This is a genomic window from Streptomyces sp. LUP47B (assembly GCF_001746295.1).
GTDB lineage: Bacteria > Actinomycetota > Actinomycetes > Streptomycetales > Streptomycetaceae > Streptomyces.
In genome coordinates this window covers 1,478,406-1,503,835 of the sequence record NZ_MJAH01000001.1, presented here as the reverse complement: position 1 = coordinate 1,503,835, position 25,430 = coordinate 1,478,406, and the positions used below count along the sequence as shown (strand labels likewise).

Annotated in this window: 17 protein-coding genes and 2 pseudogenes; 11 read left to right on the top strand and 8 right to left on the bottom strand. The window is 71.5% G+C overall.

Features of this window, described 5'->3' with window-relative positions:
* Nucleotides 1-2 precede the first annotated feature (2 nt).
* The 4 genes and pseudogenes from BFN33_RS55440 to BFN33_RS06585 form a co-directional block, all read left to right on the top strand.
* A pseudogene (locus tag BFN33_RS55440) lies at nucleotides 3-653 on the top strand (hypothetical protein); the annotation flags it as partial.
* A gap of 202 nt (nucleotides 654-855) precedes the next feature.
* Nucleotides 856-1,713 (top strand): annotated as a pseudogene (locus BFN33_RS54145) (TIM-barrel domain-containing protein); the annotation flags it as partial.
* Between the two features lie 60 nt (nucleotides 1,714-1,773).
* Nucleotides 1,774-2,019: a hypothetical protein gene (locus tag BFN33_RS55435; RefSeq protein ID WP_370743255.1), complete on the top strand. Its 246-nt coding sequence runs from the start codon at nucleotides 1,774-1,776 to the stop codon at nucleotides 2,017-2,019.
* 107 nt (nucleotides 2,020-2,126) lie between these two features.
* Nucleotides 2,127-3,605 (top strand): glutamate-cysteine ligase family protein, encoded by a 1,479-nt coding sequence (locus tag BFN33_RS06585; protein ID WP_069758836.1) that lies wholly within the window; start codon nucleotides 2,127-2,129, stop codon nucleotides 3,603-3,605.
* Here BFN33_RS06585 and BFN33_RS06580 read toward each other — a convergent pair whose 3' ends face one another.
* Both BFN33_RS06580 and BFN33_RS06575 read right to left on the bottom strand, forming a co-directional pair.
* Nucleotides 3,606-4,709, bottom strand: coding sequence for a Gfo/Idh/MocA family protein (locus BFN33_RS06580; RefSeq protein WP_069758835.1), 1,104 nt, complete (start codon nucleotides 4,707-4,709; stop codon nucleotides 3,606-3,608).
* Nucleotides 4,679-5,389 carry a ThuA domain-containing protein gene (locus tag BFN33_RS06575; RefSeq protein ID WP_069758834.1) on the bottom strand — a complete coding sequence of 237 codons (711 nt, stop codon included), beginning with the start codon at nucleotides 5,387-5,389 and terminating at the stop codon, nucleotides 4,679-4,681. Before BFN33_RS06575 ends, BFN33_RS06580 begins: the two co-directional genes overlap by 31 nt.
* Nucleotides 5,390-5,606: 217 nt before the next feature.
* Here BFN33_RS06575 and BFN33_RS06570 point away from each other — a divergent pair, with 217 nt between their 5' ends.
* Complete coding sequence (locus BFN33_RS06570; RefSeq protein ID WP_069758833.1) at nucleotides 5,607-6,749, top strand: S1 family peptidase; 1,143 nt, start codon at nucleotides 5,607-5,609, stop codon at nucleotides 6,747-6,749.
* Between the two features lie 48 nt (nucleotides 6,750-6,797).
* On the opposite strand, the gene BFN33_RS06565 is transcribed toward BFN33_RS06570, so the two are convergent.
* Nucleotides 6,798-8,960, bottom strand: a complete 2,163-nt coding sequence (locus BFN33_RS06565) for a serine/threonine-protein kinase (protein ID WP_069758832.1) — start codon at nucleotides 8,958-8,960, stop codon at nucleotides 6,798-6,800.
* Nucleotides 8,961-9,243: 283 nt separating this feature from the next.
* On the opposite strand from BFN33_RS06565, the gene BFN33_RS54140 reads away from it, so the two are divergent.
* The 4 genes from BFN33_RS54140 to BFN33_RS06540 all read left to right on the top strand — a co-directional run bounded on the left by BFN33_RS54140 (nucleotide 9,244) and on the right by BFN33_RS06540 (nucleotide 15,806).
* A complete protein-coding gene (locus BFN33_RS54140) occupies nucleotides 9,244-12,690 on the top strand; it encodes a tetratricopeptide repeat protein (protein WP_370743254.1) in 3,447 nt (1,148 codons plus the stop codon).
* The gene (locus BFN33_RS06550) at nucleotides 12,594-13,811 is read left to right on the top strand and encodes a hypothetical protein (RefSeq protein ID WP_069758830.1); all 1,218 of its coding nucleotides are present in this window, start codon (nucleotides 12,594-12,596) and stop codon (nucleotides 13,809-13,811) included. The genes BFN33_RS54140 and BFN33_RS06550 overlap by 97 nt, the downstream gene beginning before the upstream one ends.
* 8 nt (nucleotides 13,812-13,819) lie before the next feature.
* Entirely contained in the window at nucleotides 13,820-15,085 is a 1,266-nt protein-coding gene (locus tag BFN33_RS06545; protein WP_069758829.1) for an extracellular solute-binding protein, read from the top strand.
* A 73-nt stretch (nucleotides 15,086-15,158) separates the two neighbouring features.
* A complete protein-coding gene (locus BFN33_RS06540) occupies nucleotides 15,159-15,806 on the top strand; it encodes a DUF6629 family protein (RefSeq protein WP_069758828.1) in 648 nt (215 codons plus the stop codon).
* 51 nt (nucleotides 15,807-15,857) lie between these two features.
* Here the strand turns inward: BFN33_RS06540 and BFN33_RS06535 are convergent, their stop codons facing one another.
* Complete coding sequence (locus tag BFN33_RS06535; RefSeq protein ID WP_069758827.1) at nucleotides 15,858-16,721, bottom strand: LysR family transcriptional regulator; 864 nt, start codon at nucleotides 16,719-16,721, stop codon at nucleotides 15,858-15,860.
* An 83-nt stretch (nucleotides 16,722-16,804) separates the two neighbouring features.
* On the opposite strand from BFN33_RS06535, the gene BFN33_RS06530 reads away from it, so the two are divergent.
* Nucleotides 16,805-17,530, top strand: coding sequence for an SDR family oxidoreductase (locus BFN33_RS06530; protein ID WP_069758826.1), 726 nt, complete (start codon nucleotides 16,805-16,807; stop codon nucleotides 17,528-17,530).
* Nucleotides 17,531-18,107: 577 nt separating this feature from the next.
* Here the strand turns inward: BFN33_RS06530 and BFN33_RS06525 are convergent.
* From BFN33_RS06525 to BFN33_RS06510, 4 genes are all read right to left on the bottom strand, one after another.
* Entirely contained in the window at nucleotides 18,108-19,160 is a 1,053-nt protein-coding gene (locus tag BFN33_RS06525) for a LacI family DNA-binding transcriptional regulator (RefSeq protein ID WP_069758825.1), read from the bottom strand.
* 62 nt (nucleotides 19,161-19,222) lie between these two features.
* A complete protein-coding gene (locus BFN33_RS06520) occupies nucleotides 19,223-20,290 on the bottom strand; it encodes a glycerophosphodiester phosphodiesterase family protein (protein WP_069758824.1) in 1,068 nt (355 codons plus the stop codon).
* Nucleotides 20,291-20,645: 355 nt separating this feature from the next.
* The gene (locus BFN33_RS06515) at nucleotides 20,646-22,817 is read right to left on the bottom strand and encodes an MMPL family transporter (RefSeq protein WP_069758823.1); all 2,172 of its coding nucleotides are present in this window, start codon (nucleotides 22,815-22,817) and stop codon (nucleotides 20,646-20,648) included.
* Nucleotides 22,818-23,043: 226 nt separating this feature from the next.
* Nucleotides 23,044-24,051: an aldo/keto reductase gene (locus BFN33_RS06510; RefSeq protein WP_069758822.1), complete on the bottom strand. Its 1,008-nt coding sequence runs from the start codon at nucleotides 24,049-24,051 to the stop codon at nucleotides 23,044-23,046.
* Between the two features lie 87 nt (nucleotides 24,052-24,138).
* On the opposite strand from BFN33_RS06510, the gene BFN33_RS06505 reads away from it, so the two are divergent.
* Nucleotides 24,139-25,056 (top strand): AraC family transcriptional regulator, encoded by a 918-nt coding sequence (locus BFN33_RS06505; protein WP_069758821.1) that lies wholly within the window; start codon nucleotides 24,139-24,141, stop codon nucleotides 25,054-25,056.
* Nucleotides 25,057-25,430: the final 374 nt, after the last annotated feature.

Sequence of the window (25,430 nt, the reverse complement as noted above, 5' to 3'; positions counted from 1 at the left end):
CCATGCATCCTCGTGACCGCGCGCCCTGGGTGGCACCGCCCCCACCCCTGATCCCGGCCACGCCGGATCCCTTGGCCGGTGCCTGGGTCGCCTCCGCGGACAAGGACGGCGTGACCCTCGACGTACGCACCGCGGCCGGACGTAGCGGCATCCTCCGGCTGCGCCCCGCGACGGGCAACTGCCTGCGGATCACCCTGCGGTGGGACGGCGTACCGGCGGCGCCCCGGGTGTCCGTCGTCACCGCGCCGACGGACACCCGCTGCACGGTCGAGCAGTCGCCGGACGCCGTCACCCTCCACCTCGAGTCGCTGTGTCTCCAGGCCCGTCTGGCGCCGTTCGCGATGAAGTTGACGGATCATCACCTCCAACAGGCGACCGACGTGAGCGACCCCAGCGGCCGCGGGACCGTCCTGCCCCTCGGTGTCACCGAACTCCCGGACGGCCGACTCGCCCACCATGACAGCTGGTTCACCGAGCCCGACGAGCACTTCTACGGCCTCGGCGAGCGCTTCACCGGCCCCGACCTGCGCGGCCAGCGCGTCGACTGCTGGGTCGAGGACGCCCAGGGCTCGACCGGCACCCGCTCCTACAAGGCCGTCCCGTTCCTGCTCTCCAGCCGGGGCTACGCCGTCCTCGTGGACACCACCACCGCGGCCTCCTTCGACCTCGCCCACAGCAACACCGGTGCCTGGTCCCTGACCGTCCCCGACGAGGAACTCGACTACTACCTGATCACCGGCACCCCCGCCGAGTGCCTGCGCACCTACCGCGACCTGACCGGCCCCGCCCTGCTGCCCCCGCAGTGGGCCTTCGGCCCCTGGATCTCCGGCGGCGTTCCGCCGGGACAGCGCGGCCGACGTACGCGAGAGAGCCCGCCGTATCCGCGAACTCGGCTTCCCCTGCGACGTGTTGCACATCGACACCTACTGGCAGCGGCCCGGCTGCTGGTCGGACATGGAATGGGACACCGAGACGTTCCCGGACCCCCGCGGGCTGATGACCCACCTCGCAGGACAGGGCTTCCACGTCTCGCTCTGGATGAACCCGTACATCAGCGTCGACAGCCCGTACTTCGCCGAGGCGGACCGCAACGGCTGGTTCCTGCACGCCCCTTCGGGCACCACCTGGACCGGCCAGGTCTGGGGCGGCGCGCACCCGGACTCGGCCGTCCTCGACCTGACCCACCCCGGTGCCGTCGACTGGTTCCGGGAGCGCGTCCGTCAGGCCCTGGCCACCGGAGTCTCGGTCCTGAAGACCGACTTCGGTGAGGCGGTTCCCGCGGAGGCGGTGGCGTACGACGGCATGACCGGCGACCGGCTGCACAACCTCTACCCCCTGCTCTTCAACGACCTGGTCGCCGAGATCACCCGGGAGGTCGCGGGCCACGGCCTGACCTGGGGCCGCTCCACCTGGACCGGCGGCCAGCGACACGGCGCCAAGTGGACCGGCGACTCCGACGCGAGCTGGCAGGACCTCGCGTCGACCCTGCGCGCGGGCCTCTCGCTCTCCTTCTCCGGTCACCCCTTCTGGAGCCACGACATCGGCGGCTTCCACGGCACACCCGATCCCGAACTCTTCGTCCGCTGGGCGCAGTTCGGTCTGCTGTCACCCCTCAGCCGGTTCCACGGCATGACGTCCCGGCTGCCCTGGGACTTCGGCGAGGAGGCGTACACGGCCGTCCTGCACGCGGCCCGGCTGCGCACGAGCCTGCTGCCGTACCTCCACCGCGCCGCCGCCGAAGCGGTCCGCACCGGGGAACCGCTCGCCCGCCCCATGGCCCTGGACCACCCCGACCGCCCGGACGCCCACGCGGCCGACCTCCAGTACCTGCTCGGCCCCGACCTGCTGGTCGCCCCCTTGTACGCGCCGGGCGGACGCAGACAGGTGTGGTTCCCGCCGGGGGAGTGGCTGCCCTACGCGGGCTCCGGAGGGCCGATGACCGGACCGGCCTGGCGTCGGGTCCGCATCCCCCTCACCGCCGCCCCGCTCTGGCTACGGGCCGGAGGGCACGCTCTGTGAGCAAGACGTCGCACACCGCCCGGCGGCGTGCGCCGACTGTCCGGGGCGCTCCCGAGGTGCGACTCTGGGACGGGAGAGGCATCCGCCGAGGGGACTCGGGAGGCCCGATGGGACGTGACGTGCCGGCCCTGGTGTTCACGCGGGAGGACCGCCGACGGTACCGGGACAAGATGCACACCTGCCTCGACGTCCTCGCGCAGATGCTGCGCGAGTCCGGCTTCGAGAGCGAGCGGCCGCAGGTCGGGCTGGAGATCGAGCTCAACCTGGTGAGCGAGGACGGCCTCCCGGTGATGCGGAACACCGAGGTGCTCCAGGCGATCGCCGACCCCGCCTGGTCCAGCGAGCTGGGCCGCTTCAACCTGGAGATCAACATTCCGCCGCGCGGGCTCCTGTCCGGCGGGCCCGGCTCCTGGGAGCAGGAGATCCGTGACGCCCTCAACCACGCCGAGGAACGCGCCTCGGCCGTCGGCGCGCACCTGATCATGGTGGGCATTCTGCCGACCCTGGGCGAGGCGGACGTCGGCGAGTCGGCTCTGTCGGGCGATCCGCGCTACCGGCTGCTCAACGAGCAGATCTTCGCGGCGCGCGGTGAGGACCTGCGCATCAAGGTGGAGGGCGTGGACCGCCTGGCGATGTACGCCGACGCCATCACCCCCGAGGCCGCCTGCACCAGCACGCAGTTCCATCTCCAGGTCGCTCCCAAGGAGTTCGCGGCCTACTGGAACGCGGCACAGGCCGTCGCGGGCGTGCAGATCGCCCTCGCGGCCAACTCGCCCTTCCTCTTCGGCAAGGAGCTGTGGCGCGAGACCCGCATCCCGCTCTTCGAGCAGGCCACCGACACCCGCCCCCAGGAGATCAAGGCCCAGGGCGTACGGCCCCGGGTGTGGTTCGGGGAGCGGTGGATCACCAGCGTCTTCGATCTCTTCGAGGAGAACGTGCGCTATTTCCCCGCGCTCCTGCCGATCTGTGACGACGAGGACCCGCGGGAAGCACTGCACAGCGGCCGGGTTCCGGAACTCGGCGAACTGACCCTGCACAACGGCACGATCTACCGCTGGAACCGCCCGATCTACGCCGTCACCGACAGCGGCCCGCACCTGCGCATCGAGAACCGGGTCCTGCCCGCCGGGCCCACCGTGGCCGACATCATCGCCAACGGCGCCTTCTACTACGGCCTGACGCGCGCCCTGGTCGACGAGGACCGGCCGGTGTGGACGCGCATGTCCTTCTCGGTCGCCGAGGAGAACCTGCACACCGCCGCCCGTGACGGCATCGACGCCCGCCTGTACTGGCCGGGGACGGGCGAAGTGCCGGTCACGGAACTGGTGTTGCGGCGGCTACTGCCCCTCGCCCACCGGGGCCTGGAGCTGGCCGGCATGGACGCGCAGTGGCGTGAGCCCCTGCTCGGCGTCATCGAGCAGCGCTGCGTCACCGGCCGCAACGGCGCCCTGTGGCAGGCGGAGACGGTCCACCACCTGGAGAAGGCAGGCGTCGGCGACCGTCAGGAGGCGCTGCGGCGGATGACGACGACCTACATGGACTACATGCATCTCAACGCGCCCGCGCACACCTGGCCCGTGGACTGATCACCGCCACTCCGGCGGAGGTGTCAGCGGCACCGGAACAGGCCGCTCCACCGACGTCGACAGCTCGATCCGTCGCCCCTCGGCCGACGAACGCAGCAGGGCGGTCATCGTCTCCAGTACGTGCAGGGCGAGTTCACCGCTCGCGCGTGGTGCCCGCAGTCCGTCGGAGGCGACGAAGTCGAGCAGTCCGACGCCGCGGGCGGCGCCGACGTAGCCCGCGGACGGCAGAAGCGTGCGCCACCCTTTCTCGCGCTCGCCGAGTTCGAGGAGCCGTACGTCGCCGTCGAAGTTGTTCGGGTCCGGGACCATGAGGGTGCCCTTGTCGCCGTGGACCTCGATGGGCGCGGCCGTGGTGGCGACGCCGTCGAAGCTCGTCGTGATCGTCGTCAGGGTCCCGCCCTCGTGTTCGAGGACCCCGGAGACATGGCTGTCCACCTCGACCGGTATTCGCTCGCCCGCGCGCGGGCCGGACCCGATGACCCGCTCGGTGCGGAGCCGACTGGACGCACCGATCACGGCACGTACCGGACCCAGCAGATGCACCAGTGAGGACAGGTAGTAGGGCCCCATGTCCAGCAGGGGGCCGCCCCCGGCCGTGTAGTAGAAGTCCGGGTGGGGATGCCACCGTTCGTGGCCCGGGGTGACCATGACGGCCGAGGCGAACAGCGGGCGGCCGACGGCCCCGGCCTCCACCGCCGCCCGGGCCGTCTGGACGCCGGTGCCCAGGACTGTGTCCGGCGCGCATCCCACACCGACCGCCGCCTTCGCCGCGGCCTCCAGGACGGTGCGGGCCTCGGTGAGTTCGGCGGCCAGCGGCTTCTCGCCGTAGACGTGCTTGCCGTGGGCGATGGCACCGAGGGCGATCTCGGCGTGCGCCGCGGGGACGGTGAGGTTCAGCACCGTGTCGACGTCCGGGCTGCGTAGCAGCTCCTCGACGGACAGCGCCTGGACTCCCGGCAGTTGGGCGGCGACGGCGGCCGACCGGGAGGCGTCCAGGTCGGCGACGGCGGTGATGCGCACGGCGGGGTGGCCGACGAGGGTGTCCAGGTAGGCGCGGGAGATGACGCCGAGACCTACGACGCCGATGCGGTGCGCGTCGCCCACAGCATGCCCCTCTCGATGACGGTACGGACGGCGGGGTGCTCGAGGACCTCGAGGTTGTGCCCGGGTGTCGTCACCACGACACGTCCGGCACCCCATTCACGGGCCCAGACCGCCGGGGAGGTGACCGGCCGGTGCCAGGGCTGCCAGGGCTGTGCCGGGTGGGTGGTGGTGGCCAGGACGTCGATCAGGTCGTCGTGGAGCACCCAGTACTGCTCGGTGTGCAGCTCGAAGTCCTCGATGCCCGCGGTGACGGGGTGTTCACGGCCGAGCTCGGTGAAGGTGACGGTGTACGGCAGGAAGTTGTCCTCCTCGCCGCCCCGCCGCTCGCACGGTTCCTTGCCCGGGTGGGTCGCGAACTGGCCGCCCACCAGATGGAGGTAGTCGGAGGAGGCACGGAACGAGTCGGCGATCCCGCCGTGCCAGCCGGTGAACCCGGTACCGGCCATGACGGCCGAGCTCAGTCCCGAGACCTGCTCGGCGGTGATCTCCGACATGGTCACGCACTGCACGACGAGGTCGGTGGCGGCCATCTCGGCGCTGTCGGCGTAGACATCGGTCGATTCCTCGATCCGGACGTCGTAGCCACTGCTCTCCAGGAAGGGCAGGAACAGCTCCGTGGCCTTGACCGGCTGATGTCCCTCCCAGCCGCCTCGGACCACCAGTGCTCTCTTACGCGTCATCTTGTTCCTTTGTGGGGCAGTAACGGGCTCCTGGGGTGTTCCCCCGGATGGGCCGGAGGAAATCCACGTTCCGCGTGCCGGGATTTCCGCCGACTTCGCTATTGGTATGGACCTGTCAACGGTGAGCGGCTAGGCTCTGCCGAGCCACACTGAGAGCGCTCTCAGAGAACTCTGCTGTTCCACCCCCACCTCGTTGGAACGACGAAGGGCAATCTCCATGAGACGCACCAGAATCATGCGCGCGGGCCTGGCCGTGCTGCTCCTGCTCGGCGCCGGGGCGGCCGCGGGCACGGTTCCCGCCACCGCCGGCGAGAAGGCGCCCGCCTCCGCCGGTCTCCTCTCCGCCATGCAGCGGGACTTCGGACTCTCGCGCCAGCAGGCCGAGGCAAGGCTCGCCGCCGAGCGGCGGGCCACGGCGCTGGAGCCCAAGGTCCAACGGACCGCGGGTACTTCGTACGGCGGCTCCTGGTTCGACGCCGCCAAGGGCACGTTGACCGTCGCCGTCACGCCCGACGCCTCCGCCACCGCCCTCCGCGAGATACGTGCCACCGGTGCCACGGTCCGCACCGTCACGCACAGCGCCCGCGAACTCGTCGCCACCCAGGCCCGGATCGACAAGGTCTCCGCGCCGGACGCCGTCAGCAGCTGGCACGTCGACGTGAAGGCCAACACGGTGGTGGTGAACATCGTCAGCGGCCGGCAGGCTGACAACGATGTCCGGAAGTTCGTCGCCCGCGCCCGGCAGGCGGGCCCGGTCACCGTGCGGGAGGTGGCCGCCGCGCCGACCACCTTCGCCGCGGGAACCGTCGGCGGCGACCCCTACTACACCGGCAACGTCCGCTGTTCCATCGGCTTCTCCGTGTACGGCGGCTTCATCACCGCCGGCCACTGCGACCAGCACACCGGCAGCGTCTACGGCTGGGACCGCAGCTACATCGGCAACTTCCAGGGCTCGTCCTTCCCGGACAACGACTACGCCTGGGTCAACGTGGGCAGCGGCTGGTGGACCGTCCCGGTCGTGCTCGGCTGGGGCACCGTCTCCGACCAGCTCGTGCGCGGGTCGAACGTGGCGCCCGTCGGCTCCTCGATCTGCCGCTCGGGATCGACCAGCCACTGGCACTGCGGCACGGTCCTCGCGATGAACGAGACCGTCAACTACAGCCAGGGTGCCGTGTATCAGATGACCAAGACCAGCGTCTGCGCCGAACCCGGCGACTCCGGCGGCTCGTTCATCAGCGGCGACCAGGCCCAGGGCGTGACCTCCGGCGGCTGGGGCAACTGCTCCAGCGGCGGCGAGACCTGGTTCCAGCCCGTCAACGAGATCCTCAACCGGTACGGCCTGACCCTGCACACCGCCTGAACGCCGGTGTGGGCCCGGCCTTCCGGCCGGGCCCACACCCGTTCCCGCTCAGGTGACGTCGGCCACCGAGAAGATCCCCGGCTCGCTGACCCCGTACAGCACATCGCCCACCAGGAGCGGCGGCACCGAACTCGGCGACAGCTCCTCGAAGGAGCGGCCCGTGGTGTCGAAGGACGGATTGGTACGGCCGATCTCCTTCCCGGTCCTCGGATCGAGGGCCACGATGCTGGTGTCCGGCATCGTGACGTACAACCGGCCCGCGTGGTAAGCGGGTTCGCTGAAGACGCGCAGGTCGCGCGAGCTGGACCAGAGCGGCTTGCCCTTCTTCACGTCGAGCGCGAGCAGGGTCTCGTGGCCGTAGTCGAAGATGTACATGGTGTCGCCCTGCACCAGCGGCGGCGCCTCGGGCTCCACGCTCCAAGGGAAGTCGATCCGGCGGGTCTTGCCGCTGCTGAGATCCTGGACGAAGAAGGCGGCGGACACGCCGGAGTCGTCCTCCCAGCGCGCGTAGTACGCCGTGCCGTCGTGGACCGTCGCCAGCCACAGGTCGCCCTTCGGCGCGTCGACCCTGCCCAGCGTCCTGCCGGTCCGCGCGTCCAGGCGCGCTATGCCGCCTTCGCCGCCGCGCAGATCGGCGTAGAGCGTGTCCTTGGGGCCCTCGTAGAAGGGGCTCGCCGAGGTGGAGGTCAGCTCGCGCCGCCACAACTCCTTGCCCGTGCGCGGCTCGTAGGCCGCGTACCGTGCCGTGTCGGAGGAGTCCAGCTGGTCCAGGCGGACCAGGAGCACTCCGCCCAGGGAATCGAACTCGCCGAGCGGACCCTTCAGTTGCCACAGCCGCTCGCCGGTCCTCCCGTCGTAGGCGTCGACGCCCTGCGAGCGGTCCGCGCCGTACACGAACACCACACCGTCATGGACGACGGGCCCGCGCACCGAGAAGCTGCTGACCTGCTTGCGGCTCATGGGCTTTGTCCACTCGACGTTCCCCGTCGCGGGATTCAGCCGCATCAGGGCGACCTGCTCGGAGGCGCAGAAGACGCCGAGCGCGTCCGGCGTGCACGAGGGGCCGATGCTCATCGACTGGCCTTTGCCGCCCGACCCCAGTGCGTTGTGCCAGGGCCGCCAGCCGGCCGGTGTCGTGCCGCTGGGCGTCGTCCGCGGAGCGAGAGCGTCGAACTCGTCGACCGTACTGGCCGGCTCGTGCTCCACCACGGCGACCGCGGCCGCACCTGCCCCGCCGAGGAGCGCCACGGCGGCGACGGCCGCCCACAGTTTCCTCCCACGGCGCTTTTGCCGGACCGGCCCCATGTGACCGAGCGGCGAGGTCACCACGTCCGTGGTCCGGATCTCCGGGGCCTGGGAGACCTCTTCGGCCGCTCTCCCGTCGGGCAGTTCCTCCGGCAGTCCCGCCAGCCGCTCCAGGACCTCGCCGGACGTCGGCCGGTCAGCGGGTTCCTTCGCCAGGCAGCACGAGACCAACGGGCGCAGCTGCTCGGGCAGTTCGCCCAGCCGGGGCTCGCCGTGCACGGTGTTGTACGCGGCCAGATAGGCGTTCTCCGCCTCGAAGGGGCTGTGCCCGGTGGCCGCGTACACGAGCACCGCGCCCAGCGAGAAGACGTCGACCGCGGAGCCGACCTCGTGCGGGCGGCTGAACTGTTCCGGCGCCATGAACGGCGGCGAGCCCATCACCATGCCGGTCTGAGTACGGACATCGCTGTCGGCCGCGCGCGAGATGCCGAAGTCGATGACGCGTACGGCCCCGTCGTCGCCCTCGCTCTCCAGCAGCAGCACATTGCTCGGCTTGAGGTCCCGGTGCACGACCTCCGCCCGGTGGATCTCCCGCAGGGCCTCGGCGAGTTCGGTGCCGAGGCGGCGCAGCGCGGGCCAGTCCAGCGGCCCCGACTCGTCGACGCGGTCCGCGAGCGTACGTCCCGGCACGAACGCCGTGGCCATCCAGGGCCGTTGCGCCTCCGGGTCCGCGTCCACGACCGGTGCGGTGAACGCTCCGCTGACCCGGCGCGCGGCGGCGATCTCCTGCCGGAACCTGGCCCGGAACTCGGGGTTGTCGGCATACCGGGTGTGGACCACCTTGACGGCGACGGCCCGTCCCGAGGCCGATCGGCCGAGATAGACGACACCCATGCCGCCGGTACCGATCCGCGATTCGATCCGGTAGCCGCCGACAGACTCCGGATCGTTCTCGCGCAGGGTCACCGCGTCTCCTTCACCGCTTCTGGCCAGGACGGCTGCGGTCCGGACCCTTCTGACAGGGACCCCTCACTCTAGAGGGGCACCGGTCCGCGAGGGACACGGATCTCGGCCTTGCCGACCGGCCGAACCCCGCGGGATCACGGTTCTCCGGCGGAAAGCGAGGGGTAGATCCCGGCACCTGGCCCTATTCTGAGGAGGCATGAAGGGGGCTCGGGGCGGGAGTGCGTTCGGTGAAGTACCGGAATCCGAGGGATCGTTCGGTCCGCTTGTCGTCGCCGGACAGCCGATGTACCTGAGGGCGGCGCATGTCGACCTCCCCGCGGAGAACCCCGACCCGACGGTGCTGCCCACGATCACGCTGCTGGGACGCGGCTGGGATCCCGGCGGCGATCCGGGGGAACTGCCGCTGCCGCCGGGGCAGTTGCTCGCGGGCCAGTACCGGCTGATCCGGCCCCTCGGCTACGGCGGCATGGGCGAGGTCTACCTCGCGCTCGACACCAAGGTCGACAACCGAGAGGTCGCCATCAAGATCCTGCACCCGCAGCAGGCGGCTGCCGCGGCGGGTGCGCTGGCCCGGGAGCGGCGGGCCCTTGTCGACCTCGGCCACGACGACATCATCCGTGTCTTCAATTACGGTCATCATCCCGAAGTCGGTGACTTTCTCGTCCTCCAGTACGTGGACGGACTCACGCTGGAGGAGGTGCGGGCGCGGGCCGGGCTGAACCCCGGGGAGTTCGGCGGCCACCGCTTCCACGAGTTCGTGCTCGCCTACGGTGTGCGGATCCTGTCCGCCCTCGCGTATCTGCACGCCGACCGGCCCGGCAAGGTCTACGGCGACCTGAAGCCGGACAACGTCATGCACGACGGCACCACAACGAAGATCATCGACGTGGGCAGCGTACGCCCGATCGGGGCACCCGGTATGACCACGAAGGGCTTCAGCGCACCGACCGTGGGCCCGAACGGCGAGTCCAGGGAACAGGACGACCTCTTCAGCCTGGGCGAGACCCTGCGGCGACTGAGCGGACTCGGCAGATCGGCGGCGGATCTCGCGCGGTTGGGGGATCTGGGGACGCTGGGCGGGGCGGCGGGGGCGACGGGGGCGGATGCGGCGAGTGCGTCGGCCGGCGAGGCGGCACGGGCCGCCGGGGAGGCACTGGCCGCGGGTGAGGGGGCACGGGCTGCCGGGGAGGCACGGGCTGCGGGCGAAGTGGCACGTGCTGCCAGGGAGGCACGGGCCGCGGGTGAAGTAGCACGTGCCGCCGGGGAAGTAGCACGTGCCGCCGGGGAAGTGGCACGTGCCGCCGGGGATGCCTTGGCAGCGGGCGAAGCATCGCGCGTCCAAGGGGTTCTGGGCAGTGGGGAGACGCCGGGTGCCGCCCAAGGGGCGGGCGCTGAGGGGCCGCTAAACCTCGGTGAGACAACGGGCGGGGACCAGACCTCGGGTGCTGAGGGGACGTCTGTTGTCGAGGGGGCCTCAGGCGGCGCGGAGGCGTTGGAGTTCGCCCCGGCAGCGAACGCTGGGGAGCCACTGGACCCCGGCGAGACAGCGGACGCCGCCTCGACACCAGGTGTCGTCCAGATGTCAGGGATCGGGGAGACCTCGGGCGGCGAGGAGACGCTGGGCGTCGCTCAGGGATCAGGCGCCGGGCACCCAGCGGGCGCCGATGACGCGTCGGACGCCGAGCAGAAGTCAGGCGGTGTCGTCCAGGGGGCGGCCGGGGAGAGCGCACCGGGCGTGGCCCGGACGTCGGGTGCCGGCCGGGCGTCGGGCGCCGCAGGGACACCCGATGTCGGGGAGACAGCGGGCGTGGCGCGGAAGCCGGGTGCTGTTGGCGGGTCGGGTGTCGAGGGCGCGCTGGGCGGCGGTGGGACAGCCGCAGTGGCGCGGGCGTCGGGTGCCGTTGGTGGGTCGGGTGTTGGGGGCGCGCTGGGCGGTGGTGGGACGGCGGGCGTGGCTCGGGCGGCGGGTGCTGTTGGCGGGTCGGGTGTTGGGGGCGCGCTGGGCGGTGGTGGGACGGCGGGCGTGGCGCGGACGCCGGGTGCTGTTGACGGATCGCGTGTCGAGCGCGCGCTGGGCGGTGGTGGGACAGCGGGCGCAGCTCGGGCGGCGGGTGCTGTTGGCGGGTCGGGTGTCGAGGGCGCTCCGGACGGCGGTGATACAGCCGCAGTGGCTCGGGCGGCGGGTGTCGGGGATGCACCGGAGGCCGGTGGGGAACCCGGTGTCGTCGGCAACGCGTTCGTTCCCGGCGCGGGGGAGTCGCGGTCCGAAGCCCTGTCGGTGGGGGGTGGGAGACCGTCTGCCCAAGTGCCGCCGCCGGGCAGGGAACCGTGGGCACCCGATGACGCCACCGCCCCCGTGCCCCGTGGCCTCGGCCTGCTCTCCCTCGCCCGGGTCCTGCACCGCGCGACCTTGAGCGAGCCCGCCGGACGGTTCGCCGACGCGCGTGAGATGGACCAGCAATTACGGGGTGTGTTCCGCGAGTTGAGGTCGCTGCGCACCGGAACCGAGACCTTCGAACCCTCGCCGCTCTTCCTCCAGTCCCCGTACGCCCTCGACGGCGCCCTGGGCTCCGCGCCGCCCCTCGCCCACTGGGCCGCCCCCGACGCCCCGTCCCCGTTCGCCCCGCCCACTCCCACCGACGTCGCGCAGCGCCTACCCGTCCCGCGCCCCGACCCGCGCGACGAGCACCACGCCGAGCTGAGCAGGCTCGCCGACGCCGCCCCGGAGGCCCTGCTCCAGCACATCGGCGACTGGCGGGACTCCACGGAGGTCCATCTGCTGCGCTGCCGGCTGCGGTTGCGGAACCCGGCCGACGGACCCGAGGCCGCAGAACGCGAACTGCGGGCGGCCGAGGCACGGATCGGACCCCGCCGTGCCCCGTACGACTGGCGGCTGGACTGGCATCACGGCCTGCTCGCGCTCGCCCGGGAGCAAGTCGCCGCGGCTCGGCGGCACTTCGACCGGGTGTACGCGGCGATCCCCGGCGAGTACGCGCCCAAGCTGGCCCTCGGCCACTGCGCGGAACGCCTCGGACGCCGGCACGAGGCCCTGACGTTCTACGAGGCGGTCGGGCTGCGGAACCCCTCCCTGGGCAGCGCTGCCTTCGGCGCCGCCCGGGCCCGCCTCGCGCTGGGCGGCAAGACGGCGCGTGAGGAGGCCGTACGCGAACTCGACGCCGTACCGCAGCACTCGCGGCACCGGACCGCCGCGCGCACCGCGGCCGTGCGGATCGGCATCGAGCATGTGCGGACGGGCGAGTGCGACGACCGGGCGCCGCAGCGGTTGGGCGAGGTGCTGGGGCGCCTGGCTCTGCTCTTCCACGCGCACGGTCTGACCGACGAGGAGGCCAGGGTGCGGATGACCGTCGAGGCCTGGGAGGCCGTACAGGGCGCCCTCGAGCGCGATGCCCTCGACGCGGCGGGCCTCGCGGCGCTGTCCGCGGGCGCGGACCCCCGACTCGGTCTACCGCCCGACGAACACGGCCTGCGGGAGGACCTCTCCCGTCGCTATGTCGCCCTCGCCCACCAGGCCGCCCGCTCCACCGCCCCCGAGGACGCGGCCGTGGCCGAAATTCTCCTGGACCGCGCCTACGAGGTCCGCCCGTTCGCCTTCCGACACCACAGGGACAGCCCATGGCTCGGCAAGAGAGTCGCCCACTGGCTCCGGACGACCGCTTACGCGCCCTCGTACAGAACACCTCCCGCCTCACGCAGGCCGTCGCCGCCGTAACCACCGAACTCGCCCGCCGTATCCTCCGCTACGCCTGGCCCTCCACCGCGGGCCACCGCAACCGCGCCTACCTGCGGGACCGGCTCCTCGCACTGCCGCTGCTGACCGTGGTGGCCTTCGGCGCGCTCGGCTGGGCCTACGCGGGCGTGCGCGGCGACTCCGCGTACATCCGGGAACGCGCGGCGCCCGCGCTGGTCGACCTCGCGGACGCCCGGGCCTCGCTGCTCATCGCGCAGGGCGAGGCCCAGCGGAACCTCGACGAGGGGCGCGCGGCGGAGCTCAGCGGGCTCAGCGAGCGGTACCGGACCCGCATCGCCCGCGCCACGCAGAGCCTGAACCAGGTCACCCGCAGCGGAGCCCTCACCGTCGCCGAGGAACAGGAACTGCGGGTGGTGTCCGCGCTGGTCGTCGACTACACCAGCTGGATCGGCCGGGCCCAGGGCCATGCCACCGATCCGGTCCTGCGGGATGCCGACTTCTCCTACGCGCGCAGCATGCTCTGCTCGCAGGCCCTCACCCCGACCACCGCGAACCCCTATCCCGCCTGCCGGCCCGACACCGGTTCCGCCGCGACCTCGATCGTCGACCGGGTGACCGGCCTGGAGGGGCGGCTGCGCGCGCGGCTCGCCGACCGGGCCGCCTGGGGCGCGGACACCATCACCGCAGCGGTGATCGCCGTGCTCGCCTTCGCCCTGCTCGCCGCCGGGCTGTGGCGGACGGTGTCCTTCCTGCACCGCCGCTTCCGGATCCGGCTGAGTATCCCGCTCGTGGCCGCCGCCCTGCCGTTGCTCGCCGTACCGTTCCTGACGGCCGACGCCCTCCTCGCCCTGGAGGCCCAGCACGAGACCGTCCCCGTCGCGGACGCGCTGGCCGAGCAGACCTCGCCGAAGACGGAGACGGTCGCCGAGGAACGCCCCTTCGCCGGACCGGACCCACAGGCCATCGAGACGCTCCAGGCCCGGATCGACGACGGTCTCGCCGACGGGCGGCTCGCCTTCCTCGACGGCCTCGCCCCGTTCGTGTTCCCCGCGGGCCTGACCGCCGCGGCCGTGATCGCCGGTGCCCTGCACGCCTACCGCCGCGAATACCTCGTGGTCGCCCGCCCGGGAGCCGTCGCATGAGCCGTCGCATGAGCCGTCTCCTGCGCGTCCTTCTCGCGGCGTGTCTGCTCGGACTCGTCCCCGGCTGCGGGTCGGACACCCGCGACCCGCTGGTCGTCCTCGGCCCCTGGACCGGAGAGGAGGGCCAGGCCTTCGAAGCCGCCCTCGACAAACTGGACGACGGTACCGGGCGGACGTACACCTACGAGGGCACCCGCTCACTCCGCGAGACGCTCGTCTCGCAGCTGGAGGCCGACGACCCGCCGGACGTGGCGGTCCTCAACAGCATCGGCGAACTCACCGAGTACGCCCGCCGCGACAAACTGAAGCCGCTCGCCGATGCGAGCGCCGAGCGTGCCTACCCGCCCTGGGCGCCGACCCTGCTGGTGGACAGCAAGCGGCGCACGTACTGGGTGCCGCTGAAGGTCGACCTCAAGAGCCTCGTGTGGAGCAAAAGGGGAGCCTCCGGCGAACGGCCCACCTGGTGCGTGGGCCTCGCCTCGCAGGCCACCTCCGGCTGGCCCGGCACCGACTGGATCGAGGACCTGGTCCTGCATCAGGCGGGCCCGGCCCTCTACACCGAATGGGCCACGGGCCGCCTCGACTGGCGCGACCCGGCTGTCGAGCGTGCCTGGACCAGCTGGGCGCGACTGCTCGGAAAGCGCTCCCCGGAGTCGGTCGAGCGGTCCCTGACCACGTCGTTCGAGGGTGCGTCCGACTCGCGGGGAGATCCGCGCGGCCTGCTCGACTCGCCCGGCTTCGACTGCACGCACGAGCACCAGAGCGCCTTCATCCGGTACGTCTACGCGGGCGACGACGTGACCGTGGAACCATCGGCCCGCTATCTGGACGGGCCGTCCGCGTACCGGGACGCCTTCGAGGTCGCCGGCGACATGGCCGCCGTGTTCAGCGACGACCCGGACGCCCAGGAACTCGTGGAGCGGCTCTCCAGCCCGGCCGGACGGCAGAGCTGGCGGGCGCAGGCGGCTCCCGCGGTACGGCCGCTGTTCCCGGACTCGGCCGGACTGTCGCCGCCGACCTCCGCGACCCCGGTCGAGCGGGAGATCGACTCCCTGCTCACCACCCGCGCCCGCACCCTCTGCTTCGACGCCTCCGACGTGATGCCGCCCGAACTCCGAGACGCATTCCACCGCGCGGTCCTGGAGTTCTTCCGTGACCCGACCCAGCGGCAACTCGATTCGCTGCTGCAGCAGTTGGAGACCGTACGCGTCCAGGTGAACACGGACTCCGGCACCGACCGCACCTTCCGCCCACCACAGAACATCTGCGCCTGAGCGGCCCGTCTCTGCCCCGCCCCGCGTCGTGGCGGAGCGGACGGCCGACGGCCTGACCTGACATGGTGGTGTCATGTGCTGGAGTGCGACAGCGGATCTCGTGGCGGGTACGGCCATCGCCTCCGTCGGGGCGGTCTGCGTGGCCCGGACCCGCCGTGCCGGAGACCTGCCCCTGGCCGCGCTGCCCCTGCTGCTCGGCGCCCATCAACTGGTGGAGGCCCGGATCTGGCACACCGGCGGAGGGACCGGCGCGGCCACCGTCGCCTGGGCCGTCATCGCCCTGCCCGTGCTCGCGGTGTGGGTGCCGGGGGGCGTGTGGTGCGCGGTCCCACGGAGAAACGGACGCCGGGTGACGGCGGTGGTGGCGGTGGGCGTCGTGACCGCCGCCTTCCTCGCGCATGCTCTCGCCACCCGCCCCGTCCGGGCCGAGATCCGCGGTCACACCATGGCCTACGTCATCGGACTGCCCCACGCGGAACTGCTCGTCGCGGGCTACCTCATCGCCACGGTCGGCGCACTGCTGCTCTCCGGCGACCGCAGCCTCACGGCACTGGGAGTACTGACCGGGGCGGGCGCGCTGGTGTGCTGGCTGCTGTGGCGGCTGGAGTTCGTGTCGACCTGGTGTGCGCTGGCGGCGGTCTGCTCGTTGGTCCTGTACGGATGGGTGCGCACCCGTCCCGCGCCGAGGCCGGTTCTGCCCGCGTGGGACGCCCGGCACTGATCAGTGCGCGCGGCCGTCCCGGGCGGGCCGTCGGCTTCGTCCCCGCCGGGGTCAGGGCGCCGACATGATCATGTCGGCCGCGACGCCGACCAGTGACGCGACCGCCAAGGAGCGACTGCTCGGCGGCCAGGCGATCACCGTGGTCACCTCCGGCGCGTCGACGACGGGCACCGCGACGTGTTCCGGCCACTGCCAGGCCCGGCTGGAGGCAGGGATGACGAGCAACGTCCTGCCGAGCGCCACAAGTTGAGCCAGCTGTGACTGGGTGTGCACCTCGGGTCCCGGCCCGTCGGGATAGGACCCGTCGAGCCGGGGCCACCGAGCGATCGGCAGGTCCGGCACGTCCTGCAGGTCCGCCAGCGTGAGCCGGTCGCGTGACGCGAGCGGATGCCCGGCGGGCACGATCGCGACCTGGCCCTCGACGTAGAGGTCCTCGGAGTCGAACCCGGCGAGGTCGTCGTACGGGTGATGCATGAGTGCCACGTCGGCGTGCCCGTCGCGGAGCAGCCGTGCCTGCTCGCCGACCTCGCACAGGAGGATCTCGATCGGTGGCGCTTGCGGGTCGCTCGCCACCGAGTCGAGGAGCTTTTGTAGCACTTCGTGGGATGCCCCGGCCTTCGTCGCGAGCACCAGCGGTCGCTTCGGGTCCCCGGCACGCCGCGTTCGACGTGCGGCGGCGGCGACCGCGTCCAGGGCCGCTCCGGCCTCCCGGAGCAGCACACTGCCGGCCTCGGTGAGCGCCACTCCGCGACGGTCCCGGTCGAGGAGCCGCACGCCGAGCCGGCGCTCCAGCCTCGCGATCGCGCGGGAGAGCGGCGGTTGCGCGATCCCGAGCCGAAGGGCGGCGCGCCCGAAGTGCAGTTCCTCGGCGACGGCGACGAAGTACCGAAGCTCGCGGGTCTCGAGATCGTCCACCCGGACAGCCTACCGACTGATACCCGGTGAGTATCACAGTGCACCGGTTCGATATTGGACGGTCAATGAACGGCTCGCCCAGCATGGATGGCGTGAACGACATGAAGACCGCGCTGGTCACCGGCGCGAACAAGGGAATTGGTTTCGCCATCGCACAGGGTCTCGGGACCCTTGGCTTCACGGTCGCGGTGGGAGCCCGCGACGACTCCAGGCGCGAGCAGGCCGTCAAGGAACTGCGGGCCGCGGGCGTCGACGCGTTCGGTGTCGCCCTCGACGTCACCTCCGACGACAGCGTCGCCGCGGCGGCGGCGACCGTCGAGCGGACGGCAGGTCGGCTCGACGTGCTCGTCAACAACGCGGGCGTCTCCGGCGCCATCGAAAACGGCACGCAGGATCCGACGACGCTCGACCTCGACGTCGTCCGCACCGTCCTCGACACCAACGTCCTCGGGGTCGTCCGGGTGACGAACGCGATGCTCCCGCTGCTCAGCCGCGCGAACTCACCGCGCATCGTCAACGTGTCGAGCAGCATGGGCTCGTTGACGCTGCAGACCGGACCGATCATGGCCGCGTACGCACCGTCGAAGTCGATGCTCAACAGCGTCACGGCGCAGTACGCCCGCAGGCTCGCCGATACGAACGTCATCGTGAACGCCTGCTGCCCCGGCTATGTGGCGACCGACTTCACCGGCTTCAACGCACCGCGGACACCCGAGCAGGGCGCGGCGATCGCCGTCCGGCTCGCCACCCTGCCGGACGACGGACCGCGCGGCGGCTTCTTCGACGACGAGGGCGTGGTCCCCTGGTGACCCCGGAAGGACGGCGGCGGCAGCGACGCTGCCCGTCCGGCGTCGCATGCCCGTGGCGCGCCTGACGGTCTCGGTCCGGTACTTCGGTGGTGCCGGACCCGCAGCTCATCGGCCGCCCGCTCGCGGCACGCGCGCCTGCGTCCTCGGTGGCGCCCTGCGACGGGGCCCGGCAGGCTTGCCCATCGCTTCCGTCCGGCGCCGGTCGCGTCGCTGACCGGGAACGTGTCCGTGGCGCGCTTGACGGTCGCGGTCCGGTACTTCGTTGGTGCCGGACCCGCAGCTCATCGGCCGCCCGCTCGCGGCACGCGCGCCTGCGTCCTCGGTGGCGCCCTGTGACGGGCCCGCCCGGCAGGCTTGCCCATCGCTTCCGTCCGGCGCCGGTCGCGTCGCTGACCGGGAACGTGTCCGTGGCGCGCTTGACGGTCGCGGTCCGGTACTTCGTTGGTGCCGGACCCGCAGCCCATCGGCCGCCCGCTCGCGGCACGCGCGTCTACGTCCTCGGCGGCGCCCTGAGACCCTCGCCTCCCGCACCGCTTGGCCCGTGCCGTCTGTTCCGGTGCCGACCAGCACACGCGGCTCAGGCGGGCGGCCGCCCCGTGCTCTCCCGGACCACCAGTTCCGGCACGGAGAGCGGACGCGGGGCGATCGGCGCGGACTCTTCCAGTACTCCGTGCAGCAGGGCGAACGCGGCTCGGCCGAGGCCCGTGAAGTCCAGGCGTACGGTCGTGAGGGACGGCGTCAGATAGGCGGAATGCGGGGCGTCGTCGAACCCGGCAACACTGACCTCGCCCGGCACCGAGCGGCCGGCCTCGTGCAGGGCGCGCAGCACACCGACGGCGAGGTCGTCGTTGCCGCACAGGATCGCGGTGACGGACGGATCCCGGGCGAGTGCAAGGCCCGCCGCGTGGCCGTCGGCGGGGCCCCAACCGCCCTGCACGGGAGGGGGTTCCGGAGCGTCCGCCTCCTTCAGTGCCCGGCGCCAGCCGCCGGTGCGGGCGCTGGTGCGACGGGTGCTGGAGGGAATGGCGACGTAGTGCACACTCTCGTGGCCCAGGGACAGCAGATGCCGGGTCACCTCGTAGGCGGCCTCGCGGTCGTCGGTCCACACCCACGGCCGGTCGCCGGTGGGCGCGCTCGCCGGGGTCTCGACGACGCCGACGACCGGCAGCCCGGCCGGGACCGCCTCAAGGGCCCGAACGCCCGCGGGATCGTAAGCGATCGCGATCAGCCCGCCGCCCGCGTCGGCGGCACGCTGCACCTCTACGGTGACGGCGGCCTCGTCGGCCGATTCGAGGACGCCAACACCCACCGAGTACGCTGCCGCGCGCGCTGCCTCCTCGACGCCCTGGAGGATCGAGGCGTACCCGTAGTGCGTGGTGTTGGCGGTGAGCACGGTGACGGCCCTGCTGCGGCCCCTGGCCAGGGCGAGCGCGGTGGCGTTGCGCCGGAAGCCCAGCTCGTCGACGGCGGCGAGAACCCGCTCCCGCGTCGACTCCTTGACGCTGGGGTGGCCGTTGATCACCCGGCTGACGGTCTGGTAGGAAACGCCGGCGGCCGCGGCGACATCCCGGATGCTCGCCGCACTGCGGGTGTGACCGGTCACATTCACCCCCGGATTGTGGCCGGTCACCAGCGGAACGTCAAGAGAGCTCCGTGCGCTTCGACCCGGGATGTTCCGGCGGCTCGACTCCGTCAGCGGGGCCGGTACGCCCTCGGCAGCGGCATTCCGCGGTCGGCCATGATCTGCCGTATGTGATTCGGGTAGTTGGTGATGATCCCGTCCACGCCCATGTCCATGAGCGCCTCCACGGTGGCGGGGTCGTCGCAGGTCCACGGGACGACCTTCAGGCCCCGGGCGTGCGCCTCCCGGACCATCGTCCGGTCGGCGTAGAAGCGGAAGCCGGGGTCGCCGACCTTGCCGCTCTGCGGGAAGCCGTAGTTGGGGGAGAGGGCCCTGACGCCGGGGATCGTGGCGGCCGCCCTGACGAAGTCGCCGCCGTAGTCGTCGGCGTCGATCCCGCCGAGCCACGGGGAGGCGCCTGGCAGGCCGACCTGGAGGAAGTCGTAGTTGGTGAGCGCGACGAGGGGCCACTTCGGGGCCAGTCGGTGCATCGCCTTCAGCGCGCCCCAGTCGAACGACTGGATGGTGACCTGGTTCTCGATGCCCGAGCGGTGGATCTCCTCGTAGACCCGCCGTACGAACAGCGCGCGCGGTGCGGTCTGTTCGGGTGCTCCCGCCTCGACCTTCGTCTCGATGTTCAGCTTGACCTGCTTGGCGCGGTAACTCCTGACCAGGTTCAGGACGTCCCTCAACTCGACCATCCGGAAGCCCTTGACCACCTCCTGCTCGGGGAAGCCGGGCAGTTGCTGGTAACCGCAGTCCATGGTCCTGATCTGAGCCAGCGTCAGATCCTTGATGTACTTGCCGACATACGGATACATCGGGTCGCCGGCCGTCACCGGCCCCGTGTCACGGCACTTGACCGCGCTGATCTGCCGGTCGTGGTTGACGACGACCTTCCGGTCCCTGGTGACATGGGTGTCCAGCTCCAGCGTGGACACCCCGAGGCGCATCGCCTTGCCGAAGCCCTCCAGGGACTCCTCGGTCGTCATGCCGATGCCGCCGCGATGGGCCTGGAGGTCGAAGTGCGGCTTGGACTTCGGGAGTTGGTTGCCGTCGTACGCGATCGCGGGCGTGGCGGCCGACAGCGCGAGCACCGGAACCAGCGCCAGGCCGGCGAGGACACGTCTTGAGGACATCGACACCTCACTCCTATGGGTCGGGACGCCCACAGACGCTAATGAGGACGCGGTTCGGTTCAACCCCTCGGACGTGATCCGGGCGTGAATGTCCGAGGAACGCCGTCCATGCGCGCGTCCACCGAGTACGGCCGTACGTCGGTCTCCGGGAAGGTCCCGAGATACGGCACCCCCGGCAGCCCGAGCCGGCCGATCCGGTGCGTCCGGAACGCGACCAACCGGGACTGACGGGAGCCGGGTTCGGCGCGGGGGCCAGGGTGGCAGACACCGATCGTGTCCGGCCCGGCGGTGTGCCGGACGGGGCGGCGTCCACCGAGCCATGCGGCCCGGCGGACGCCGCCCCGTGAGACCGCCGTCAGTTGCGGCGACCGGCCGGATCCTGCACCACCGTGTCCCGGCCGCCACCGGAGACCGGTGCGGGGGCGGCCGGCGGTTCCTTCGCCCGGTCCGCGTGCCCCGGCCACCAGGCCGCGTGGCCGATGAGGGCCGTGAGGCTGGGCGTGAAGAACATCGCCATGACGAACGCGGCGACGGCGATGCCGAAGGAGACCGCGAAGCCCATCTCCGTCAGCAGGGCGTTGCCGGCCAGCATCATCGTGGCGAAGGTCGCCGCCAGGATGAAGCCCGCCGCGGCCACCGTGGGACCGGCGTGCCGCAGCGCCATACCGGCTGCCTCGCGTGGTTCGCGGCCCTCGCGGGCCTCCTCCCGCAGCCGGGCGATCATGAGGATGTTGTAGTCGGTGCCGATGGCCACCACGAAGAGATACATGATCACCGGGAGCATGAACATCAGGCCCGAGTGCCCCTGGCCCTCCTGGAAGATCCAGACCGTGGCACCGAGCGTCGCGCCGAAGCCGAGGCCCACCGACGCCATCAGGTACAAGGGGGCGACCACACTGCGCAGCAGCAGCCCCAGGATGAGCATGATCAGCACGGCGGCGACGGGGAAGACCGTCCGGTAGTCGTGGTTGACCGCGGTGTCGATGTCCTTGAAGATCGAGGACATGCCGCCGACCAGGGCCTCGGTGCCCTCCGGGGCGTTGGCGTGCGCGACGTCGCGGACCCGGCCCACCGCCTCGATGGCCTTGTCCGTCGACGCCTCGTACTTGAGGGTGACGGTGAAGTCGACGGTGGTGCCCTCCTTGTTCGTCTGCGCCCGGCGAGCGTTCGCCACGCCGTCCACGGCCCCGAGTTTCTTCACGTACGCGTCGGAGACCGTCGTGTCGATCGGCTTGCCGTCGGTGCTGGACAGATAGACGTCGGTCGGCGCGGCGGCACCCGCCGAGTACGCCTTCTGCATCTCGTCCTGGACGACCATCGACTCCTTGGTCTTCGGCATGGAGCCGGATGCCAGGTCGAAGGTGGCGTTGTAGCCGAACGTCCCCAGCGACAGCGCGACCAGGACGAGCCCGGAGAGCGCGGCGGTGAGCGCCGGACGGTTCCGCACGCCGCGGCCCAGAGCGGCGAACCGGGCGTTCTCCGGCTCGCGTTGCCAGGACTTGGACGGCCAGAAGACCTTCGGGCCGATGAGGGAGACGACCGCCGGGATCAGTGTCAGGCCCGCGATCAGGGTGACGGTGACCGCGATCGCGAGGGCCGGGCCCATCTGCTTGAGGAAGCCCAGCGTCGACAGGACCAGCGCCAGGAAGGCGATGATGACCGCTCCGGCGGCGGAGGCGATGGCCTCCCCGACCCGGTCGACCGCGTTGATCATGGCCTGCTTCGGTTCGTCGCCGAGGCGCAGGCGTTCGCGGTAGCGGAACATCAGGAACAGGAAGTAGTCGGTACCCACGCCGAAGAGCACGACGATCAGGATCGACGAGATCGAGCTGTTGGCCTGGAGGTCGAACAGCTTGGTGGCGTACGCGATCAGCCCGTTGGCGATCGCCGACACCAACCCGATCGTGATCAGGGGCAGGAAGGCCAGGATCGGAGCCCGGAAGATGATCAGCAGGGTCACCAGGATGATGACGAAGGTGCCGATGCCGATCAGCGCCTCGCCACGCTTGGACGAGTCCTGCTGGTCGAGGGCCTGCGCGGCGGAACCGCCGAGCTTGACGTCGAGGTCCGTGCCCTTGGCGAGTTGCTTGACGTCCTCGCGCAACACCTCGGCCGCGTCGGCCTGTTTGGGCTGACCGGCGTTCTTGCTGTCCATCTGGACCAGGGTCAGGGCGTACCTGCCGTCCGAGGACGGCTGGCCGGGGACGACCTTCTGCACCTGGTCGATCTTCTTCTTGCCGAGCTCGGAGGTGATCCGGGCGACGTCCTTCTGGTCGGCGGCGGTCAGCTTGCCGCCGTCGGTGCGCTGGTACAGCGCGATCGCGGACGGGGTGAAGGCGCTGGGGAACGCCCTCTCCTGGAGTTCCGCCGCTTTGATGGACTCGTAACTCTTGGGGAGGAAACTGCTCTCGTCACTGTTCGAGGGCAGGCTCGGGGCGGTGGCGACGATCGCCACCGCAGCGAATAACCATGCAACGATCGTCCAGACGGGATGCCGGACGACAGCGTTGCCAATACTTCGGAACATGCGGAAGGTCCTCCTGGGAAGGAAGATCACCGCAACCCGGGGAGCGGTCCCTGGCATCGGCGACCCCCGGCCGTCCCTCAGGGCAGTCCCCCCGTCGGACCGACCGGAATGGTTGTCTTGAGCTCTTATCCTAGGGATCACCGGTGAAGATCGCTGGAGGTGCCGTACCTTCACCTGTCGTGCCGCTCGGGACGTATGTGTACGGGCGAGTTGGTTCGGGACGCGTCTACCAGTTCGGCATCATGCTCTCGGGGTAGCGGGAGCCGGCCGAGCCGCGGGGGAGGAGCTCCTGGATGCGGGCGAGGTCCTCGGGCGTGAGGTCGACGTACGCGGAGGCGACGTTCTCCTTCAGGCGACGCGGGCTGCGGGTGCCCGGGATCGGCACGATGTCCTCGCCCTGCGCCAGCAGCCAGGCCAGGGCCAACTGGGTCACCGCGATGTCCTTGGACTGCGCAAGGGCGGTCAGTTCACGCACCGCGGCCAGGTTCTTCTCGTAGTTCCCGGGCTGCCAGCGCTCGTCCCAGCTGCGCATGTCGTCGGCCGGGTACTCCGCGGCCGGCTTCACCGCGCCGGTGAGGAAACCGCGGCCCAGCGGCGAGTACGGGACGAAGCCGATGCCGAGTTCGCGCACGACCGGCAGCACCTCCGCCTCAACGGCCCGCTCGAACACCGAGTACTCGGTCTGAAGCACCGATACCGGGTGCACCGCGTGGGCGCGGCGGATGATGTCGGGGCCGGCCTCGCTCAGGCCGAAGTAGCGCACCTTGCCTTCGGCGATCAGCTCGCCCACCGTTCCGGCGACGTCCTCGATGGGTACGTCCGGGTCGACCCGGTGCTGGTAGAGCACGTCGACATGGTCGGTGCCCAGGTGGCGCAGGCTGTTCTCGGTGACCTCGCGGATGTGCTCGGGGCGGCTGTCCAGGCCGAATCCGCCCGCCGTCCCACCGCTCAGGTCGAAGCCGAACTTGGTGGCGAGGACGACGTCGTCACGTACGTCCTTCACGGCCCGCCCGAGGAGCTCCTCGTTGCTGCCGGTGCCCATGCCGTACAGCTCGGCGGTGTCGAAGAGGGTGACGCCGAGTTCGTAGGCGCGGCGGAGGGTGGCGATGCTGCTCTGCTCGTCCGAGGCGCCGTAGGCCATGGTCATGCCCATGGTGCCGAGGCCGACGGCGCCGACCTCCAGACCCTGGGTGCCGAGCCTGCGGTGCGGGAGGTTCCTGTCGTGCTGTGTCATGCCTCAACGCTAGGAAAGCGGCACCGGGGAGTCATGGGGCACGGGTCGCATAGGATTGCCTGATCCTCTCAGTCGAAGGGTGCTCTCATGCTGGACCGGCTCGCCCACGCCATCGAGCGGCACTGCCCGGGGCTGTGGTCGCAGACCGCTGTGCCCAAGCTGTCGCTGGTCTCGCTCGACGAGCTCGTGGACCCGATCGAGGTGACGTACGAGCCGATGATCTGCTTCATCGCCGATGGCGCCAAGCGCACCGCTGTGGGTGAGCGCAGCTGGATCACCCCACCCGGTGAGATGGCCCTGTTCACCCTCGACCTGCCGGTCGTCGCCGCCTTCGAGAAGGTGCCCTACCGCGCCGCCGTCATGCGGATCGACAACGAGGTCCTCTCCGCCGTACAGCTGGAACTGGCGGAGAGCGGACCGCCGCAGTCCCCGGCGGCCGCCGTCGCGGCGGTCACCGCGCCGATGCCCCCGGAGATCGTCGACGCGGTCACCCGGTGGGTCCAGCTCCTCGACAGCCCGGAGGACATCGGTCCCCTGGCGTCCCGCGTCGAGACCGAGATCCTCTATCGGCTGCTGCGCAGCCCGCTCGGACCCGTCCTGCGGCACTGGTCGCTCGCCGACTCGACCGCCGGCCGGATCCGAACGACCGCCCGCTGGATCCGCGACCACTGCACCGAACCGCTCGGCATCGACGAGATCAGCGAGGTGGCCCGGATGAGCCCGGCCACGTTGCACCGGCACTTCAAAGCGGCCACCGGCATGAGCCCTCTGAGGTTCCAGAAACACCTGCGGCTCCAGGAGGCCCGAAGGCTGCTGTTCACCAGGGATATGACGGCGGCTCAGGTCGCCCAGGAGGTCGGGTACGTCAGCGCCACCCAGTTCAACCGCGAGTACCGCCGCGCCTACGGCCTGCCGCCCGGCCAGGACGCGGCACAGCTGCGCACCCGGCTGGTCGAGGCCCGGGAGGTGCCCGTGCTGCACGACGGCTCGGGCGCGAAGCCGTGAGGGTCGTTCACGCGCTTGCCTCCTCGGGGTCGCACCCATAGATCCAGCCGTTGCCACCAGCGGCTGGAGCCGACGAGCGCCGCGTCGCGGGCTCGCTGGTGGCGGCCGTCGTGAGTGCGCTGTCGAGGCGCTCGCCCGGCTCCCCGACCTGCCGACCCGGCACCGGCGGCGCATCACGGCGGTGGGCTGGCTCGCTTCGCGCCGGTGCGCGGACCGTGGCTGTCGCCGGGATGACCGGTGTGGGGTGTGAGTGCGGTCGTGTCGGCGTCTGCCTGGGTGCCGTCTGTTGTGGGATTGCAGCCTCGTGGCGTGGGCTGTCTCGGCTCGCGCTGGTCTGCGGCGCCGTGGTTGTTGCTGGGGTGATCCGTGTGGCG

What these genes read in the sequence shown, in the direction of transcription:
- BFN33_RS06515 (WP_069758823.1), bottom strand. Translation starts at nt 22,817, where the DNA reads ATGTTCCGAAGTATTGGCAACGCTGTCGTCCGGCATCCCGTCTGGACG.
- BFN33_RS06510 (WP_069758822.1), bottom strand. Translation starts at nt 24,051, where the DNA reads ATGACACAGCACGACAGGAACCTCCCGCACCGCAGGCTCGGCACCCAG.
- BFN33_RS06520 (WP_069758824.1), bottom strand. Translation starts at nt 20,290, where the DNA reads ATGTCCTCAAGACGTGTCCTCGCCGGCCTGGCGCTGGTTCCGGTGCTC.
- BFN33_RS54140 (WP_370743254.1), top strand. Translation starts at nt 9,244, where the DNA reads ATGTACCTGAGGGCGGCGCATGTCGACCTCCCCGCGGAGAACCCCGAC.
- BFN33_RS06570 (WP_069758833.1), top strand. Translation starts at nt 5,607, where the DNA reads ATGAGACGCACCAGAATCATGCGCGCGGGCCTGGCCGTGCTGCTCCTG.
- BFN33_RS06575 (WP_069758834.1), bottom strand. Translation starts at nt 5,389, where the DNA reads ATGACGCGTAAGAGAGCACTGGTGGTCCGAGGCGGCTGGGAGGGACAT.
- BFN33_RS55435 (WP_370743255.1), top strand. Translation starts at nt 1,774, where the DNA reads ATGGCCCTGGACCACCCCGACCGCCCGGACGCCCACGCGGCCGACCTC.
- BFN33_RS06540 (WP_069758828.1), top strand. Translation starts at nt 15,159, where the DNA reads ATGTGCTGGAGTGCGACAGCGGATCTCGTGGCGGGTACGGCCATCGCC.
- BFN33_RS06545 (WP_069758829.1), top strand. Translation starts at nt 13,820, where the DNA reads ATGAGCCGTCTCCTGCGCGTCCTTCTCGCGGCGTGTCTGCTCGGACTC.
- BFN33_RS06585 (WP_069758836.1), top strand. Translation starts at nt 2,127, where the DNA reads ATGGGACGTGACGTGCCGGCCCTGGTGTTCACGCGGGAGGACCGCCGA.
- BFN33_RS06550 (WP_069758830.1), top strand. Translation starts at nt 12,594, where the DNA reads ATGGCTCGGCAAGAGAGTCGCCCACTGGCTCCGGACGACCGCTTACGC.
- BFN33_RS06530 (WP_069758826.1), top strand. Translation starts at nt 16,805, where the DNA reads ATGGATGGCGTGAACGACATGAAGACCGCGCTGGTCACCGGCGCGAAC.
- BFN33_RS06505 (WP_069758821.1), top strand. Translation starts at nt 24,139, where the DNA reads ATGCTGGACCGGCTCGCCCACGCCATCGAGCGGCACTGCCCGGGGCTG.